The 19,373-nt window shown below is 37.4% G+C and carries 17 protein-coding genes; 3 read left to right on the forward strand and 14 right to left on the reverse strand.

The features are described 5' to 3' along the window. The first annotated feature begins 17 nt into the window (after positions 1–17). Positions 18–1,223, forward strand: coding sequence for a metallophosphoesterase (locus tag ACTJKN_RS25275; protein WP_440828415.1), 1,206 nt, complete (start codon positions 18–20; stop codon positions 1,221–1,223). A 188-nt stretch (positions 1,224–1,411) separates the two neighbouring features. On the opposite strand, the gene tsf is transcribed toward ACTJKN_RS25275, so the two are convergent. From tsf to pnuC, 7 genes are all read right to left on the reverse strand, one after another. After that, positions 1,412–2,257 (reverse strand): translation elongation factor Ts, encoded by an 846-nt coding sequence (gene tsf / locus ACTJKN_RS25280; RefSeq protein WP_108197831.1) that lies wholly within the window; start codon positions 2,255–2,257, stop codon positions 1,412–1,414. 128 nt (positions 2,258–2,385) lie between these two features. After that, positions 2,386–3,246 (reverse strand): 30S ribosomal protein S2, encoded by an 861-nt coding sequence (gene rpsB, locus ACTJKN_RS25285; RefSeq protein ID WP_029279074.1) that lies wholly within the window; start codon positions 3,244–3,246, stop codon positions 2,386–2,388. A gap of 18 nt (positions 3,247–3,264) precedes the next feature. After that, positions 3,265–3,651 carry a 30S ribosomal protein S9 gene (gene rpsI / locus ACTJKN_RS25290; RefSeq protein ID WP_029279076.1) on the reverse strand — a complete coding sequence of 129 codons (387 nt, stop codon included), beginning with the start codon at positions 3,649–3,651 and terminating at the stop codon, positions 3,265–3,267. A gap of 3 nt (positions 3,652–3,654) precedes the next feature. Then, the gene (gene rplM / locus ACTJKN_RS25295) at positions 3,655–4,098 is read right to left on the reverse strand and encodes a 50S ribosomal protein L13 (protein ID WP_010602007.1); all 444 of its coding nucleotides are present in this window, start codon (positions 4,096–4,098) and stop codon (positions 3,655–3,657) included. Between the two features lie 382 nt (positions 4,099–4,480). After that, positions 4,481–5,014: an ORF6N domain-containing protein gene (locus ACTJKN_RS25300; protein WP_440828416.1), complete on the reverse strand. Its 534-nt coding sequence runs from the start codon at positions 5,012–5,014 to the stop codon at positions 4,481–4,483. 42 nt (positions 5,015–5,056) lie between these two features. Beyond that, positions 5,057–6,022, reverse strand: coding sequence for an AAA family ATPase (locus ACTJKN_RS25305; RefSeq protein WP_440828417.1), 966 nt, complete (start codon positions 6,020–6,022; stop codon positions 5,057–5,059). Continuing rightward, entirely contained in the window at positions 6,019–6,681 is a 663-nt protein-coding gene (gene pnuC / locus ACTJKN_RS25310) for a nicotinamide riboside transporter PnuC (protein ID WP_440828418.1), read from the reverse strand. The genes ACTJKN_RS25305 and pnuC overlap by 4 nt, the downstream gene beginning before the upstream one ends. A gap of 147 nt (positions 6,682–6,828) precedes the next feature. On the opposite strand from pnuC, the gene ACTJKN_RS25315 reads away from it, so the two are divergent. Both ACTJKN_RS25315 and ACTJKN_RS25320 read left to right on the forward strand, forming a co-directional pair. Then, the gene (locus ACTJKN_RS25315; RefSeq protein ID WP_440828419.1) at positions 6,829–7,908 is read left to right on the forward strand and encodes a mechanosensitive ion channel family protein; all 1,080 of its coding nucleotides are present in this window, start codon (positions 6,829–6,831) and stop codon (positions 7,906–7,908) included. Positions 7,909–8,161: 253 nt separating this feature from the next. Next, positions 8,162–8,617 (forward strand): hypothetical protein, encoded by a 456-nt coding sequence (locus tag ACTJKN_RS25320; protein ID WP_440828420.1) that lies wholly within the window; start codon positions 8,162–8,164, stop codon positions 8,615–8,617. 70 nt (positions 8,618–8,687) lie between these two features. On the opposite strand, the gene ACTJKN_RS25325 is transcribed toward ACTJKN_RS25320, so the two are convergent. From ACTJKN_RS25325 to ACTJKN_RS25355, 7 genes are all read right to left on the reverse strand, one after another. Further along, complete coding sequence (locus tag ACTJKN_RS25325; protein ID WP_440828421.1) at positions 8,688–10,979, reverse strand: Tex family protein; 2,292 nt, start codon at positions 10,977–10,979, stop codon at positions 8,688–8,690. A gap of 125 nt (positions 10,980–11,104) precedes the next feature. Further along, the gene (locus ACTJKN_RS25330; RefSeq protein WP_440828422.1) at positions 11,105–12,445 is read right to left on the reverse strand and encodes a DUF4419 domain-containing protein; all 1,341 of its coding nucleotides are present in this window, start codon (positions 12,443–12,445) and stop codon (positions 11,105–11,107) included. 102 nt (positions 12,446–12,547) lie between these two features. Further along, positions 12,548–12,922 carry an iron chaperone gene (locus ACTJKN_RS25335; RefSeq protein ID WP_440828423.1) on the reverse strand — a complete coding sequence of 125 codons (375 nt, stop codon included), beginning with the start codon at positions 12,920–12,922 and terminating at the stop codon, positions 12,548–12,550. Between the two features lie 452 nt (positions 12,923–13,374). Then, positions 13,375–14,361 carry a pyruvate dehydrogenase complex E1 component subunit beta gene (locus tag ACTJKN_RS25340; RefSeq protein WP_029275017.1) on the reverse strand — a complete coding sequence of 329 codons (987 nt, stop codon included), beginning with the start codon at positions 14,359–14,361 and terminating at the stop codon, positions 13,375–13,377. A 295-nt stretch (positions 14,362–14,656) separates the two neighbouring features. Then, a complete protein-coding gene (locus ACTJKN_RS25345; protein WP_440828424.1) occupies positions 14,657–15,214 on the reverse strand; it encodes a GNAT family N-acetyltransferase in 558 nt (185 codons plus the stop codon). A 221-nt stretch (positions 15,215–15,435) separates the two neighbouring features. After that, the gene (locus ACTJKN_RS25350; protein ID WP_440828425.1) at positions 15,436–18,291 is read right to left on the reverse strand and encodes a PD-(D/E)XK nuclease family protein; all 2,856 of its coding nucleotides are present in this window, start codon (positions 18,289–18,291) and stop codon (positions 15,436–15,438) included. 10 nt (positions 18,292–18,301) lie between these two features. Further along, complete coding sequence (locus ACTJKN_RS25355; RefSeq protein ID WP_440828426.1) at positions 18,302–19,372, reverse strand: PDDEXK nuclease domain-containing protein; 1,071 nt, start codon at positions 19,370–19,372, stop codon at positions 18,302–18,304. Position 19,373: the final 1 nt, after the last annotated feature.

Genomic DNA, 19,373 nt, shown 5'->3' on the forward strand with positions numbered 1-19,373 from the left:
TAAGATGAAATAACCAAATGAATGAAAATCAGCCAAATAGAAGAAGTTTTTTAAAGGCCGGACTAACTTTAGGTGCCGCTACCCTGGTAGCGCCATCTGCAGCCATTGCAAACGTAACCCTTAGGGACGATGAATTTAAAATTGCAGTAGGCCCTTATCTCCAAACCAATTTCAATAACTCGATGACCATTCTTTGGTTAACCAATAAAAATGCTGCAGGTTGGGTAGAATTTGGGGAGCAGGCAGATCAACTGAGCCAAAAAGCATATGGAAAGGCCGAATTGGGCTTAATGCAGGCTAATAGTAAGTTAAACGCCGTAACGCTCAAAAATTTAAAACCAGGAACAAAATATTATTATAAAATCGTTTCAAAAGAAATTAAAGATTTCCAACCCTACAAATTAACCTATGGTGCAACGATAAGCAGTACTGTTGAAGAATTTGTGAATGCCGACGGGGCGAAAGGTGAGGTTTCATTCTTAATGATGAATGATACGCACGATCGCCCGGAATCAATCCCTCAATTGTTAGCGCTTGTTCCCGACAAAAAGCAAGACTTTATTTTCTTTAATGGAGATATATTCGATTATCAAACCGATGAGAAACAGATTATCGAACATATGCTGCAGCCCTGTGTAGATAGTTTTGCAAAGCGTACACCTTTTATTTATGTAAGGGGCAATCACGAAACGCGTGGTAAATTTGCACGCGAATTTCCGCAGTATTATATGCATGTTGGCCATGCAGCTTTTACCTTGGGGCCTGTTCGCTTTGTAATTTTAGATACTGGTGAAGATAAAGAAGATGCGCATCCAGTATATGCCGGTATTGTAGATTTTGATGATTATAGAATTCAACAGGCTGAATGGCTTAAAACAGAAATAAACTCAAAGGAATTTAAAAAAGCACCGTTTAGAGTAGTATTGATGCATATTCCACCACGCTTTTCGGGCGATGCACATGGGCCAAAACATTGCACTGAACTATTTGAGCCATTGTTGAATCAGGGTAAAGTAGACTTGGTTTTAAGTGGTCATACCCATAAGTACATGGTGCACCAACCTGATAAAGCATTAAACCATTACCCTTTAATTATTGGTGGCGGGCCAAGGACAGGAACAAGAACAATTACCAAAATAAAAGCTGATAAAAATAAACTCGTGGCAAGTATGCTCGATGATTCGGGTAAGGAAGTGGGCGCTTATACTGCACTTAGAAAGTAAGGTCGCATAACTGGCCGTCAGCGGAGTGCAAATGTAATCGAGAACCATAAATGCTCAGCGAAGCTAAATTTATCTTTATAGATCTCTCCATTTCACTGCGTTTCAGCGAGATGACGGAAATTATTGGAATATAAGGCATAAAAAAAGTCCCGATTTTCATCAGGACTTTTTTATATTGTTTATAATGCTTATGCACCTAATTGTACACGTTTGAAAGCCGTTACTGTTAAACCTTTAGAAGTGTTATCTAAATATTTACGCACATCGATAGAACTATCTTTAACAAACTCCTGGTTTAATAAAGTACTGTCTTTGTAGAATTTATTCAATTTACCAGCAGCAATTTTCTCAACCATTTCCTCTGGTTTGCCTTCTTGACGGATAACGTCTTTAGCAATTTCGATTTCACGTTCAATAGTAGCAGGGTCAACACCATCTTTATCAACAGCAACTGGGTTCATTGCAGCAATTTGCATAGCAACATCTTTACCGGCTTCAGTAATATCTGCACCATTAGCGCCTTCAAATACCACTAAAACACCCATTTTGCCATTAGAGTGGATATAAGAAACGATTTTCTCGCCAGATATATTTGCATACTCTTGAATAACGATTTTCTCTCCGATTTTACCGGTTAGTTCAGTTATGGTTTCGGCAACTGTACGTCCATCTTCCAAAGTAATCGCTGATAATTCTTCAGTAGTAGCAGGATTGTTGGCAACTGCTGCAGCTAAAACAGCCTGAGCTAAATTACGGAAATCTTCAACTTTAGAAACTGGCTCAGTTTCACAAGCTAAAGCAACTAATTTACCATTTGTGCCATCCGCTGAAACATTGATAGATACCAGACCTTCAGAAGTAGCATTACCAGAACGAGCGGCAGATACTTTTTGACCTTTTTTACGCAATAAATCAACAGCAGCTTCGAAATCGCCATTAGCTTCTAATAGTGCTTTTTTGCAATCCATCATACCAGCACCAGTTTGTTGGCGTAGTTTATTTACATCTGCGGCAGTAATTTGTACTGTAGACATTTTATTTCCTTTTTTAAATTTACAATCTTGTTATAACAATTACAGGTTACAAGTTACAAGCGCCAAGTTAAACTCATGTTAAGCCAACTTAAAACCTGAAACCAGTAACCTGCAATTAAAAAATATTACTATTCTTCTGTTTTAGTTTCTTCTGATGAAGGAGCTTCAACTTCTGCTTCAGCAGTTACCTTTTTAGTAGTTGGTCTTTTTTCACCAGCTGCTCTAGGCTCTTTTGATTCTGGAGCATCAGCTGCAACTTTCGCTGCTACTGCTTCTTTTTCAGCTTCATCATCTTTTTCGCGTTTACGCTCATCTAAACCTTCTTCAATAGCTTTGATGATTACATCAGTAATTAAAGAGATTGATTTGGTAGCATCATCATTCGCCGGGATAGGGAAATCGATGTTAGAAGGATCAGAGTTAGTATCAACCATTGCAAAAGTAGGGATGTTTAATTTTAACGCTTCAGTAACTGCAATATGTTCTTTCTTAACATCAATTAAGAATAAAGCTGCAGGTAAACGGTTTAAATCAGCAATACCACCTAAAAGTGATTCTAATTTAATACGCTCACGTTGAATCATTAAGCGCTCTTTTTTAGATAAGATCGAATAAGTACCGTCTTTAGTCATTTTATCGATGTTAGACATCTTTTTGATTGACTTGCGAACAGTAGCAAAGTTAGTTAACATACCACCTAACCAACGCTCGGTTACGAAAGGCATGTTTACTTTTTTAGCTTGTTCAGCTACGATTCCTTTTGCTTGTTTTTTTGTTGAAACAAATAATACTTTACGTCCTGATTTTACGATTTGTTTAATCGCAGCCGCAGCTTCTTCAGTTTTAGTTAAAGTTTTATTTAAATCTATAATGTGAATTCCATTGCGCTCCATGAAAATGTAAGGAGCCATTTTTGGATTCCATTTACGGGTAAGGTGACCAAAGTGTACACCTGCATCCAATAAGTCTTGATAAGTTGTTCTTGCCATTGTCTTTGCCTCCTGTGATTAACGTTTACTGAATTGGAATTTCTTACGAGCTTTAGCACGTCCTGGTTTTTTACGCTCAACCATACGCATATCACGCGTCATTAGGCCTTTAGCACGTAATGCAGGTTTTTTCTCCGCATCTAGTTCAACAATCGCTTTAGCAATAGCTAAACGAACAGCTTCTGCTTGTCCTTTTACTCCACCACCCTGTACATTTACAGTGATATCGTAACGACCTACAAGCTCAGAAACTTCTAAACTTTGGTTTACGATATATTGCAAAGGTAAAGTTGGGAAATATACTTTGTGATCTTTACCGTTAACGGTAATTGCGCCAGCACCATCTTTTAAGTAGATACGTGCAACAGCTGTTTTTCTTCTTCCTGAAGTGTTAGTAACTGACATTTCTTAAAGTTTAATGGTTTTTGGAGATTGAGCTGCATGAGGGTGAGTTTCACCAGCATACACAAAAAGATTGGTGTATAATTTTTTACCCAATTTAGTTTTCGGTAGCATACCGCGTACCGCTTTCTCGATTACACGTTGAGGGTGTTTCGCCATTAACTCCTTAGGAGAAATAAAACGTTGACCACCTGGATAACCAGTATAAGAAACATATTGCTTTTCGCTGAATTTGTTTCCTGTCAATTTAACCTTGTCTGCATTAATAACGATAACGTTATCTCCGCAATCTACGTGTGGGGTGTACTCAGGCTTGTTTTTACCACGGATGATCATAGCGATCTTCGATGACAAGCGCCCCAAAATCTCGCCTTGCGCATCAACAACAATCCACTGTTTGTTAACAGTTTTCGCATTGGCCGAGACAGTTTTGTAACTTAACGTATTCACTTGCTTGTATTTAATTTATTAAACAATTTATTATTCCCATTAAATTTGGGACTGCAAAGATAGATAGAATACTTTTATTATCAAATAGTTGAAGAGAAAAATTTTGATATAAAAATATCGTCATTGCGAAGAGCGCAGTGATGTGGCCATCTAATTGTTGCTATTTGTAAAGCGCAACTTGTAGTTCTTGGGGTGGTTCCAGTCGGGCTTTACGCTAAATCTTTTTTGTTTTTTTAAGCTTTAACAAATTTCTTGCCTAGGTGCTATTAATTTGTCAAGGCAAAAAACAAAAAAGGATATCGCTGCAATCCCGTTTAAAACTCCGGGCTAGTACAATTATTAAAGGTTAGGAGTAAAGTGCATAGATATTTACTACTATCTATTACAAATCATCAGGCATATAACCAATCCTTTTTCTTGGTCCAATTTTTTTATCAATGAGTTTATCCAGATAGGTAAAAACCAATTCGATGTTTTTATCGTGATTATTTAGCTTCTTTTTAATCTCTTCGATTTCAAGTTTGAGCTCGCCATTATCAATAATAAATTGACGGATACGAGATAAAATCCTTACAATTTGAATATTCACTTGAATCGCTTGCTTACTATTTAATACACTCGAAAGCATCAGTATGCCATGTTCGGTAAAAACAAACGGAGGTTTTCTTCTTCCTCCCCAACTTGAAGTCGCAAATTGCGACTTCAAGTTTAACCATTCCTCATCAGTAAGTTGAAACATGAAATCTTCGGGAAATCTATCTGGATTTCTGCCAACTTGCTCATTGAGGCGTTTAGTCTCTACACCATAAAGCGCTGCCAGATCACTATCGAGCATCACTTTAAGACCTCTTAGCTCGTAAATTTTATTAACTACAATATTGTCAGGGATGATAGGAAGCACTTTTTTAGCTGTCATATCATTTTTGGATTTAAATTGAAGATACAAAAAATAGATTCTTTAAACCAAAATTGAATCTATAATCTTTTTGATCTTTTCTTCCCGCTCTCTATAATTGCCACTGATTTGAATGTAATTTATTCCACGTTTTTCTAGCTCTGCCTTAAAAAGCTTAAACATTTCCGGGCGCCTGTCTCCAAAATCACGGAGATGATCGGCTACCCATTCTACATCAATATCTAACAGGAAATATAAATCGTATTTGATTTCATTTTCAAGATCGTTTAGGATATCCGGAATCTCATTTAAATAGTATAGTGAGTATATTTTTGTAGTAATTAGATCAGTATCACAAAAAATGATCTTATTCGCAACATTGGTTTTTTCTTTTACCCTTTCAGTTTGTGCTCTCCCGATTTTGATAATGTCATCGACAGTAATATCGTTCGAGGTAATTAATTCGCGTGCAACTTCAGGTACAAAAGTAGTATGATAATGCAAAGCCATTTTCTCTGCCATTGTCGATTTTCCTGTGCTTTCTGGTCCGTAGAGGCAAATCTTCTTTACAAAATATGGCCGGACTTCTTTTGGGATAAATTCCCAATGTTGAAACGGATGGTTTCTGATTAGGGTTGCTGAAACGGGGGTGGATTTCCGCTGCTCGTCAAATAAGATGTGTTCAGCTTGTAAATTGAAGGCAAATGGTTCTCCATAAAACTCGGAGCTAAAAAGAATATCAATTTTTGGATATACCTCCCGCATCCTGATCGCCCAAATATTTGTCCGATTATTTAAAGCGAGTGTTTCATCATCAAAATCATCAGCAATGATAGCTGGTTTGATGCCGGGCCGATCCTTAAAAATCTCTTTGATCCATTCAAAACGTAAAACCGGATCAATCTTGTCGTCAGGAGTAAAACTCATTGATACAATCAGCTCATCACACTGCGAAGCTGCAAAATCAATAAGTGCAATATGCCCATTATGAATAGGCATAAATTTGCCAATCACTAAACCTCTTTTCATGCCGTTTTAGCGTAGCTTTTATATTCTTTTATCCAATGCCACAATGCAAAAGCAGCAATAATGGTGAAGATGAAATATTCTACCCCCATAAACTTGATGCCTTTTAAAAAGTACAGGTAAGTAGCCACTACATCAATGAGCAGCCAGATAATCCAACATTCTACTCTTTTCTGGATCATCAGAAAAGTGGTGATTACACTCATTACAAAAATAAATGAATCGACAAAAGGATAAGCACTTGGCAGGTTGAAGAGTAGCGGAAGCCAATTGTGGAGCTGACTAGCCAGGGTACCCATTAGCAATGTACCAACAATACCTATAGCCAGTAAGATTAAAAACTGCCTTACAGGCATAAAACTGATTTTAAGTTCTTTGTTTTTGTCTTCTTCTTCTGGTTTTGGATTCGTCCATCGCCACCAGCCCATAATGTTGGTTATAAAAAAGAAAGCCATCAAAAACATATCGGGGTAAAGCTGGTTTTGGTAATATAAAAAGGCCGATAGAAATACATTAACAATGCCAGCAGGCCAGCTCCAAACGCTGGCTTTTGCTGAAAGAATAACTGAAATAATCCCCGTAATTACCGCGAAGAATTCCAGATAGCTCATTTTATATTCAAGAACCGTGAAAAATATACTTTTGGCATCGAAAAAATCCATCTTTTCTTTTTTGAAAATCTACAAAATGCTAATGTAAATAATTTATTTGCGGCTCTTGGTTTTCTGTTGGCAAACAATCCAAAAATCTAGCTGTTATAAGAATATCCATTGGCTGATCGCCGTATTTATTAACCACAAATTTCGTTTATGCAGTATATCGACCAGATTTTCGGTTATCCCATCCCTTTATTTCTTAAGAACCTGATCATTGGCTTAATAGCGGTATCTCTTGGTATTTTAATCAAGTTTATCATTCATAAAACTTTCATCCTGCTTTCGCGTTGGTGGGATTTTATCATTATAAAATCGACAGTAAAGCATTTGAGGAGACCTGTAGCTATTTTTATTCCCTTATTGTTCCTTAATTTCTCGTTAACGCTGATGGAGATGGCGCCAACATATCGTCTTCCAATAACGAAAATATTAGAAATTGCCCTGACGATTACTTTTGCACTTATTTTGGTGAGAACAATTAACGTTTTGGAAGATTATTTCTACCTGAAATATGATCTAAACAAAGAAAATAATCTAAAAGAACGTAAAATCAGAACACAGTTACAGTTTGTTCGAAAGTTTATTATTTCGCTTATTATTTTAATTACTGCTGCTATTATTTTATTGAGTTTTGAAAGTATGCGCAAAATCGGAGCAGGGCTGCTTACCGGTGTTGGCATCGGTGGAATTATTATAGGCTTTGCCGCGCAGAAATCGCTTGGAAATTTATTAGCCGGCTTTCAGATTGCCTTTACCCAACCAATCAGGATTGATGATGTTTTGATTGTGGAAGGCGAATGGGGTAAAGTAGAAGAGATCACCTTAACCTATGTGGTGGTTAATATTTGGGATCAACGGCGGTTAATCTTGCCAATTACCTATTTCATCGAAAAGCCTTTTCAAAACTGGACCCGTGTTTCTGCCGACCTGCTCGGAACGGTTTTTTTATACCTGGATTATACGATCCCTATTGAACCAATGCGGCAAGAATTATCCAGGTTATTGGATGCTAATCCACTTTGGGACAAGCGCGTAAATGTAGTACAGGTTACCGATAGTACAAAAGATGGCGTCATTGAAGTCCGATTTCTGATGAGTGCTTCTAATTCTTCAAGGGCTTTCGATCTACGCTGCCATGTTAGGGAAGCTATGATTGCTTTTATCCAGAATAATTATCCTGATAGTTTACCTAAAACAAGATTAGAACATCGGGATAAGTTTGTGGGTTTGTAGTTTTTACAATCTAAGATAACTGTAGAACTTTCTGAAAACTGATCACCCGGATGTTGCGATAAAGGAATTTGTGTCGCAGATATAGGCCCCTTAAAAGGATAATTTTAGCACACCAGCTTTCAAAAACAAATAAAGTATTCTAAAACTACCTAAAAATAGGTAGTTCTTTTTACCTGAAATATAGTATTTTGAGTATAGCCACAGGTTTTGGCATTTTCTTTGGTCCCTGTAATAATAAAACAACTAAAAATCTATGAAAAAAGGATCAAAATTATTATCTCTTGCGCTTGTTCTAACGTTATTATTTTCTTGTAAAAAAGATTCAGAGGGTACTCCTGCAACAAGTGGCAAAACTGCAAAATTTACTATCACAGCAAACGGCGTGAATTCATCTGATGACTATGTTTCTTTCGTGATTGTAGGTGGTGATACTAAAGGCACTAAAACCATCTGGAAGGTAAATGGTGTGACCAGAAATAATGAAGCTGCTATTTCTTTAGGGAAAGACGATTTCACTGGAAGTACGAAAACCTATGTAATTGAGACTGTATTGCCAGTTGATGTAATTACTACCAGCGTGCAGTGCATTAACTTTAATGCCAGTTATCAGATCAGTTATAAAGCAGAGATAGATGGTAAAGTGATTACTAATGATGATGGTGTTACAATAGATGTTAATAAAGATTACACCCATCAATTCGACTATTAATCGCTCATAATTAAATCCCCGTACTGAACGGCACAGGCCAGGCTTTGTGTCGTTCAGTACTATGGAATTACTATTTGAACATCCCCTTCAGTTTTGCTAATTTCTCTTGTAAATCGCCATCCGCATCTTTTGGTTCATTACGAGGCTTGAAGTTTTGTTTACTGTTGTTCGATTTGAAATCCGGCTTAGGTTTCTGCTCCTTAGTCTCCCGACTGCGGACTTCCGACTTCGGATTAACTTCTGTTTTCATCGATAAGGAAATCCGTTTGCGGGCAGCATCAACTTCCATTACCGTTACTTCTACTTTTTGATGTACTTTAACGATGTCATTTGGATTCGCTACAAAACGATTTGCAAGTTGACTGGTATGCACCAGACCATCCTGATGGACACCAATATCTACAAAGGCACCGAAATTGGTAATGTTGGTTACAATTCCAGGAAGTTTCATACCCACTCTTAAATCTGAAACTTCGTTCACACCATCTGTAAAGCTAAAAGCTTCAAATTGTTCACGTGGATCGCGGCCAGGTTTTGCCAGTTCTTTTAAAATATCTGTAAGTGTTGGCAAACCGATTTCATCCGTTACATATTGTTGTGGTTTAATCTGCTTTTGCAGTTGCGTATCTTTCATTAGGGCAGAAACAGTAGTACCCAAATCTTTTGCCATTTTATCTACTACGGCATAACGCTCAGGGTGTACACCACTGGTATCCAAAACATTTTCCGCATTGCGGATGCGCAAGAAACCTGCTGCCTGCTCGTAAGCTTTATCGCCCAAACGAGGTACTTTTTTCAAGCTTTCACGGTTTTTAAATGCTCCATGCGTATTCCTGTAGTCTACAATATTCTGTGCCAAAGTTGGCCCCAAGCCAGAAACATAGGCTAAAATCTGCTTTGAGGCGGTGTTTAATTCAACACCAACAGCATTTACCGCACTGATTACCGTATCATCCAAACTTGCCTGTAATTTATTCTGATCAACATCATGTTGGTATTGACCAACACCGATAGATTTTGGATCTATTTTTACCAATTCTGCTAATGGATCCATTAAACGGCGACCGATAGAAACTGCTCCACGTACGGTAATGTCCTGTGTAGGGAATTCTTCTCTGGCCACTTCCGATGCTGAATAAATCGAAGCGCCACTTTCGTTAACCATTACTATTGTAATGTGTGGTAAATTCAATGCTCTAACAAAAGCTTCAGTTTCTCTTCCTGCAGTACCATTACCAATGGCAATGGCTTCAATATTATGTTTTTCACAAAGTTGTTGAATGGTAAATTCGGCATTTTTCACATTCCCTTGTCCGGTATGTGGATAAATGGCTGTATTCTCTAACAGCTGACCTTGTTTATCTAAACAAACCACTTTACAACCGGTACGGAAACCAGGATCGATTGCCAGTACATTTTTTTGCCCCATTGGAGCTGCCAATAACAGTTGACGTGCATTTTCGGCAAAAACCCGGATGGCTTCCTCATCTGCTTTTTGTTTGGTGAAAACCCGAAGTTCGGTTTCCATTGCCGGTTCCAGCAAACGTTTGTAGCCATCTTCCAAAGCCTGCTGAACCTGCTTTGAAGCCGCGTTATTGCCTAAAATAAACTGGTTCTCTAAAATGGCAATGGCATCTTCTGCTGGTGGAAGGGCGTCTAATCTCAAAATAAGCTCCTTTTCGCCACGGCGCATAGCCAGAACACGATGTGATGCAGCTGTTTTAACCGGTTCGCTCCATTCGAAGTAATCTTTATATTTAATGCCTTCTTCTTCTTTTCCTTTGATCACCTCTGATTTAAAAACAGCTTTTTCCTGAAAATAAGTGCGCATTTTGGTCCGCGCCTCCACATTTTCAGAAATCATTTCGGCAATGATATCCCTTGCGCCTGCTAAAGCTTCGTCAAGTGAATTTACACCTTTCTCAGCATCGATAAATTTATCAGCTGATGCCTCTAAATCAAAAGCATTTTGCTCAAATATCTGCAAGGCCAAAGGTTCTAATCCTTTCTCTTTTGCAACTGATGCCCGGGTTTTACGCTTAGGTTTAAATGGCAGGTAAATGTCTTCTAAAAGTGAAATGGTTTCGGCTTCGTTGATCTTTTTTTCCAGTTCGGGAGTTAATTTGCCAAGCTCGGTCATTGATTTCAAAATCGCTTCCCGGCGCTTGTCTAAATCGCGCAACTGCAAAACCCGATCACGGATTGCGGCTACTTCAACCTCATCTAAACTGCCTGTGGCCTCTTTGCGGTAACGCGAAATAAAGGGTACAGTTGCACCTTCATCTAACAGATTTATGGTTGCTGTTACTTGTTTTTCTGCAACTTTTAATTCGGCTGCAATTATTTTATGGTGGGTTAACATATCCTAAAGGTAAAAATTAAAGGAAGCAAAGCTAATCAGGATTTGCGGGATTTCAGGATTTTTAAAATGAAGTTTTCCACCGAAATTTGTGAGTAAGTTTTTGAAAAAAGTAACAACTATATTTATCAGCGATCGACCATTTTTCCATTTATAATTAGCCAGTTGTCGGGGAACAGTTTTGCAAGCCTTTGCTTTTCAGTATCTGTAATCTTTCCGGTAAGCTCTAGTCTTCTAATTGGAACTTTACCCAGTTCATCGGGTATAACAATATTTTTAGTGAATTTGATCCTCAGTGTGCCTATGCTTTTTAATGCATACAGTTCTTTTGGGATCTCGCTAATGTTACTCATTGAAAGATCATCGGCACTGGTTCTATTGTCGAAAACAGAGGTTTTGGATGGTGCGCCATCTTTATTTACAATAGCCCAGCTCATTTCCGGTTTCATAGTGAAATCTTTGTTGTTTTGGGATAAACCAATAAACCCTGCCCAGATTTCCATATTGTGCTTTATATGGTGCTGCTCGTCTTCCAAAATAAAAGGAACTTTTACAATTTCAGAAGCCAAACTGTTTACGCTCGTAATCGGCTTTGAACCTGTTTTATTTCCTTCTTTGGTATAAGGAAAGAACTTTACAATCCAACCGTCGATTGTGTTTACCGTTCCATATTTCTTTTCGGTATGGTATTTTACCATATTCATCCAGAAATCTTTATTCACTTTTCCTTTTTTAGCTGCTATGATTTCTTCGATAATCGGGATGAGCTCATTTGTCCACCACTCTAATTTATACTGAGAGAGATGTTTTGTTTTCTCCAGTAATTTTTTCCAATCATGGATGGTACCTTCTATGGTGATTTTCGGAATTCCACAACCAATCATAATCACCTTAAATTCGAAATAAGATTTTACAGCTTCCATAATCGTAACCTGGCTCACAATTTTTGAAGTTGGTGTAGTTGTAGTAAAATCGGAAGTTAAAATGCCAACCAATTTTTTGCCGGTATAATCGTTAATCTGCTCGTTAAACTGAGGGAAAATTGAAGCCCAATCGGATTTGGGATCACCAAGCTGAATTTTATCTGAAATAATAGTCAAGGTTTTTCTGCCCTCAAAGTTTACCATCTGCGGCCTGAGTTCTTCTGCATTTTGAGTGATATGTCTCGCAAACCCCTGACTAATCAGTAACCAGAGAATATCGGGAGAGATCACAAACGGCCTGTGATCTATGTATGAATTTAAAATGCCCGTTAGGAAAGGGTGCTCACCATAATAAACTAAACTGTCGGGTAGATTTTCAACGTTTTTTTCTACATCAGCTTTCAACACTTTGAGTATTTCAGATGTAGGAACAACAGGAATAAGTTTTGCTGGTTTCGAAAGTGTTTCAATTTCTACTACTGTTGTTTTCTGGCAAAATGATTTGGTAGAGATAAAGAGGACTAGAAGTAAAAGTATTTTTTTCATCTGGTTGGCGTCGATTTAGTAAGATTTTACTAAACAGATGCTTTTTTGAACTGTTTTCCATAATTTACACCTCCATTTTCCCAGATAGGAAATCAGAAAATATTATGATTTCTTCTTTTTGGCTTTCTCCAAATCTCTTTCTGCTTTAAACTTGGTGATTCTGGTAATCAGATCCAAAGGCAAAGGTTTATTTAAAGGAAACTGTACAGCTCCTTTACTCCATTTATACTGGGCAAATTCTTCTTTAAATGCTTCAATTCCTGAACCGGTTGGATAAAAGCCAATGTGTTTAGCATAACCAGCAAAATAAATCAGCACCGTGTTTTGTTTAAAGGCGGGCATGCCATAACTGATTACTTCTTTGGCTTCTGGTACGGCTTTGTGTATAGTTTCACGGATTTGCTGTAATAGCTTTTGTGTTTCTATTGGGAAATTAGCAATGTATTGATCAATGTTTTCTGGTTTCGGTTGTTCCATAACTGAGGATTTGTAAAATAAAATTACAAAAAATCTGAAAAACCTATTTACTGATCTGGATGTCGTATTTGTGTAATTAGTCATGCAAATTCAGATTTTGAAGCTCTTGCTATTTCTTGTACAGGCCATAGTTAGCTAAACCCGAGAGCAATGGAAATATTTTTTGTTGCTTTCTACGGGAAAAGAATGCTTCGACTTTCCTCTCGCAATGACGATAAATGGAGTAGGTAACATGCAAAAAAGATTGAATGGCGGGGCTGATGAAACCGAAGAATTATTGAAGTTGATTTTCAAATTTTTATTAATACAGCTATCTCTGGAAGGTATAGCAGAATGTTACTAATACACCCCGTCCTGCGGACAGCCCTCTGAAAGAGGGGAATAAAAAAAATCCCCCAAATTGCTTTGGAGGATTTATATGTTTTAGTCTTCGACTAACTCAGACTGACAATTTATTTTTTAACGTACATTACTTCTTTTACCGCTTTAACCACGCGTTCAGCATTTGGTAAACTTGCTGCGATTAAAGTTGGTGAGTATGGAAGTGGAACGTCGGCACAGGTGATACGTAAAACCGGTGCATCTAAATAATCGAATGCATGTTTCTGTACCATGAAAGCAATCTCTCCAGAAAGAGATGCCAAAGGCCATGCCTCTTCTACAACAACCAAACGGTTTGTTTTCTTAACAGAAGCGATAATGGTATCATAATCGATAGGACGTACAGTACGTAAATCGATCACTTCAACATTGATTCCTTCTTTTGTTAATTCTTCTACAGCTGGGTTTACAACGCGGGTTAACATTTTACCAAAGGTTACGATGGTTACATCAGTACCTTGTTTGGTTACGTTTGCTTTTCCTAATTCGATATAATACTCTTCTGCAGGAACATCGCCTTTATCGCCATACATCACTTCAGATTCCATGAAAATAACTGGATCCTGATCTATAATTGATTGCTTTAATAAGCCTTTTGCATCGTAAGGAGTAGCTGGAACTACCACTTTTAATCCTGGAGTATTTGCAAACCAGTTTTCGAAGTTTTGAGAGTGTTGTGCCCCTAATTGACCTGCGTTACCTGTTGGGCCACGAAAAACCATAGGGCATGAGAACTGACCACCACTCATTGATAAAATTTTAGCAGCACCGTTGATAATCTGATCGATAGCTACTAATGAGAAGTTAAAAGTCATAAATTCCACAATCGGAATAAGGCCTGCTGTTGCTGCACCAGTTGCAATACCTGCGAAACCTAGTTCGGCAATCGGGGTATCGATAATGCGTTTCGCACCAAATTCATCAAGCATACCCTGACTTACTTTGTACGCACCGTTATATTCTGCTACTTCTTCACCTAATAAAAAAACGCGGTCATCTTTACGCATTTCTTCGCTCATGGCTTCGCGTAGTGCTTCTCTAAATTGGATTTCTCTCATTGTAAATTTTAATAACGGTGGCAAATATAATTATTAATCGCTTTGAAACCAAAGGCTAAAATGCCTATGTTTTGTAATAATTATAGGCAATCTGCCTAATTATTCAGCCTTTTTGAAGCTGTATTTTTTGTTTATCTGTTAAAAGAAGAAATAATATTGGGCAATTGTGTTTTTGATTAGCTTAATGTATCAAAGCTTATGCTTTTTCCAAAATATCTACTTAAAAATGAATAATATCCATCTCCATACTTAAAAAATAAGGTGGGGTTCATCTTTACTGGATAATATTCAAGGCTTAATGCTTTGGGTTTATTAAACCATAAATTTCGCTATCCAGAAACTGGCCCCTAAAATAATAATCTTGTTTAAAATGTGCTTCTTTTACAAATCCGTGTTTAATCAGCATTTGCCTTGAGGCATCGTTTTCGACATTAATATTGGCGCTGATGGTATGTAGATTAACCTCTTCAAAGCCAAATGCAACTGATTTCTTTAATGCTTCCGAAATAATTCCTTTTCTCCAATAATCGGGATGGAGCATGTAGCCAATTTCAGCCCTGTGGTTGGCAAAATCAGTGCGCCAATAACCTACAGATCCGATCATTTGTTCAGGGTTTTCTTTTAAGGCAATTACCCAGGCCAGGTTATCGCCATTTTCGTAGCCATTTCTAAAACGTGAGATGAAATCTTTGATCTCAAAAATATCTTTGGGCCTTTCTCTGTCAATATATTTCATTACCGTTTCATTGGTACGCATGGCAAAAAGTGCTTCGGCATCAGCAAGATCGTGCTCACGGAGAATTAAACGTTCAGTTTCGAGTATGGGGAATTTTGTGAAATTTAAGGTTAGCATTTTTAAATTTAAGAGATTAACCGCAAAGCACGCAAAGTTTTTTGCAAAGAACACAAAGTTTTGTTTTACCACAGAGCACACGGAGATTTTCACGGAGAACACGAAGTTGATATTTTTCAATCCAGCTCTGGGTACTCTGCGGCTTACTTTGTGTGCTCTGTGGTTAGTTTACTAAGCACTTGGAGCTCTTTGCGATTTACTTTATTTCTTTGCGGTTGAAACTACTTTCCAAACAAGGTTTTATAAATAGAATATTTATAATTATCCTCAATGGCACTGGCAACAAAATAAGGCGCTTCGAAAAGTTCGGTTAACTTTTTTCTTAACTCAGCAAGAAATTCCGGTTTAATTTCTTCTAAATAAGCTCCAGATAGGTTTTGCCTGCCTGACTTAAACCAAACGCCGTCTACGCTCATTGTTTTTACTACATAAAGATTGGGCTCTACAAAAGTTCTGCCCGAGAATTGTTCGTAAGCATAGGTGTACAAAAGCGTTTGGATTAAAGCTTTGTTGATATGTTTACCATCAGAATTGAATAATTCAGGGATGTCTTTAAAGGTTAACTTATCACTTCCGGTTTTGTAATCAATAATTTTAGTTATCCCATCTTTTACATCAACACGGTCTATAAAACCAAATATTTTAACGCTGGCTTCTCTTCCCTTAAGCGGGAAACTGATTTCAGCTTCTACTTTTTGCTCTAGGCTGATGATCGTAAACGGCGTTTGGGCTTCGTCTTGATTTAAAATGATGTTTACATAAGCATCAACAATTGATAAAATTACCTTTTGCATCCCCTTATATTCCATTACTGTGTCGGGGTTTTTAAACATCACGGCGTTAAAACCTTTTTGTATCAGCGTTGGAATCTGTTTCCGTTTCTCTTTAATCCGCTCTGCCGTAATTTCAGCCGACCTTAAATCCTCGTAAAAATACTCCATCACTTTGTGTAAAATCGAACCTATTTCGTTGGCTTCTACCACTGCACTGATCTCTTTAGGCTCTTTAATCCCTGCAATGTAATTGAAAAAGAAATCTATCGGGTTGGAGATATACTGGGTAAGTGCCGATGGCGAAAGTATCTTCTTTTTATCGAGGTATTTCTGAAGTGTTTCCTGGATAAAGGCATTATTGGTTTTCTCGATCTTTACTTCCTTAAAAGGCTCGGTTTTTACCTCCAGATTAAGTTCATTATATGCAAAATCGAAACCGCTTTCGTACTCAAGCTGTTTTAAGATTCTGCTGGCTTCGCCTGAAGTCGACTCGTCGGTTAAGCTATTATAGACAAAATTGATATTCTTAGCCCTATGTAATAGACGGTATACCATATAAGCGGAAATGGCATCAAGATTTTCGAGAACCGGAAGGCCGTAAACACGACGTATAGAATCGGGAATAAAACTGTTACCAATGGATGATTTTGGAATAATACCTTCATTAAAACCTAAAATCACCACTTTATCGAAATTTAAGTTCCGGGTTTCGAGTAATCCCATTACTTGTATCCCATTTAACGGATCGCCTGAAAGCGGTACGGCGATGGCCTGAAGCGATTTTTGAACGAGGTAAATTACAAAAGGAATTTCCTCTTTACCGATGTGGTTGCTAAAAGTATCGTGTAGTCTATTTAGCTCCTGTATGGTTTTTACAAACAGTTCTGCGTCGATTTTTTTTAATGTTTTCGCATTCGATAATCTTGTTAACACATAATCCAATACATCGAGTAAATTGGTTACTACATGTTGTGGATCATCGATTTTTTTATAAAAAGTTTCAAACAGCCCACTTTGGCGTAATAATCGTTTATGATCAATCTCTACCTGGTTTTCTTCCAACAATGCGGTTAAAATTTTATCCCGCATTTTTTGGGTAAGGCCTGTTAAGGGATGGGTTAAAAAAGCTTCTACATTTTTATAGCTTACTTTATCCCGCTGTAAAATCTCCAACTGGCTGCCTAGCCATAAATCGACCAAGCCAAAAATGCTTGATGTTGACAGCGCAAAACCCATCGTTACATTAAGATCGATTTCTTTCCCGTTAAATGTAGTTGGAATCGTCTGTAAAGTTGGGATCAACAGACTCTCATCTGCTAAAACCACTACTGTTTTGCCAACAGTTTCAGTATCTGTATAATCTTCTTCTAAAATATTATTCAGAATTTTGGCCTGGGCCGATTGCCCCTGAACTTTGAAAACATTCACTTGGTGTTCTGCAGATTTCATTAAACTTTTCTGCTCAGCAAATACATTTTTTAAGCCTAACTGATTGATGTTTTTGCGTAAAAACAAACCGGCTTCCTGCGATACATCATCTAAATAATAGGTATCGGCATCAAAATAAAACAATGCTTTATCGGCTTCTTGTAGCTGGGTAAATATTTTGGCTTCAGCACTACTCAGAGCATTAAAACCCACAAAAATGATCTTACCCTTATCAAAATTCGAAATAAACTGCTGGTGATTGGTAATGTCATCGGCAAGGTGGCGATAAACAGAGCCATTGGTTAAATATCCCTGTTCTTTAAGGGTTGCGTGGAATTTATGGTAAAGCTTGGGCATCCTGCGCCACATCCTGATGAACAGTTCCTGCTGTTTTTTGTGTTTTCCCTCAGAATAGGATGTCCAGAACTGGGAAAGAAACTCGTACTGCTCTGGACTTAAATAATCGAAATCTTTATTGATAACCGAAATATCTTCCAGATCGCGGTATAGTTTCTCTGCATCAACCAGGTCGGCATCAATCTGATTAAAATCGCTTAAAATGATCTTGGCCAATGGAAAAAACTTATGGCTGTAAATGCTTTCCAGTTGCTCTTCGGCAAGCAGTTGGTTATAAATACGGTGTAAAGTAAAAAACTGGAGGTAAAAATCGGCTATTTTATAACTTGTAGAACTGGCGAAAAATTCTTGTATGGTAAAAAATGAGGGGCTGAAAAAAGGCTTGCCAATGATATCGGCGAAGTGTTTCTGTAAATAGGACGATGGCCGTTTGTTGTTAAAAACAATGGCACAGTTTTCAAGCTGATTTCCAAATCTGGTAACTAAATCTTCGGCAACTTCCTGTAAAAATGGTTTCATGTATTGCGTTTTAATCGTTGCCCTGGTTTTTTAATTGCAATTCAATAATTGCTTTATCGTTTTCAAGCCACTCTGCTAACTGTTTCTCTGTGGGTAAATACATTTGATATTTTGAAGCGAACAATTGTTTGCTATCCTTCAACATAGAATATTTAACGACTGTTTCTTCTTTGTCGGTGCAAAGAATTATTCCGATTGTTGGATTATCGTTTTCCTGTTTTTTTAAATCATCAAACATTTTGATATACATATCCATTTGGCCAACATCCTGATGGGTAAGCTTATTGGTTTTTAAATCAAATAGGACAAAACACTTTAGGATATAGTTGTAGAACACCAGATCAATATAAAAATGACTGGTTTCGGTGCTTATTCTAAATTGTCTGCCTACAAAAGAAAATCCTTTCCCTAGTTCTAATAAAAACTGCTGTAGGTGATTAATTATCTTGGTCTCTATTTCTTTCTCGTTTAATATTGAAGGCTGCTCGATTTTTAGAAACTCTAAAACGTACGGATCTTTAATAAAGGTTTCAGAAAACCGCATGCTATTTTCAGATGTGGCTATTTCTTTTTGTTTTGATAATAATCTTTGAAAATACGATGAATTAATATTTCTTTCCAGTTCTCTTGAACTCCATTGTTGACTTTCTGCTTCACTTAAATAGTATGCCCTTGCATGCATATCATCAACTCTCATTATTAATCGGTGGTGTGTCCAGCTTAAATTGCTACGCAGTGCGTACGATATTTCATTTGATTGATCGCCAGTTGTTTGAGAAATGCTACGCAGTGCGTAGCAAATTTGCTCATCCGGATAAGTCAGATAAAATTGACGGAAATTTCTCAGGTTAGAATAAGAAAAGCCCTTGCCAAATTCAACTGTTAGTTTTTTGGATAGTGATTGTAAAATCTCATCTCCGTACGACGCCTTTACATTCCCTCCCTGTTCGTTTTCAATTATTTCTTTGCCAATCTGCCAATATGAAACTACCATAGCAGTGTTAATTGCTTTGTAAGCATTAGTTCTGTACTTTTTGAGTATGCTTAAAACAGTACTGTATAGATCATTTTTCACTTTCATA

The organism is Pedobacter sp. 22163 (assembly GCF_052045595.1).
Classification (GTDB): domain Bacteria; phylum Bacteroidota; class Bacteroidia; order Sphingobacteriales; family Sphingobacteriaceae; genus Pedobacter.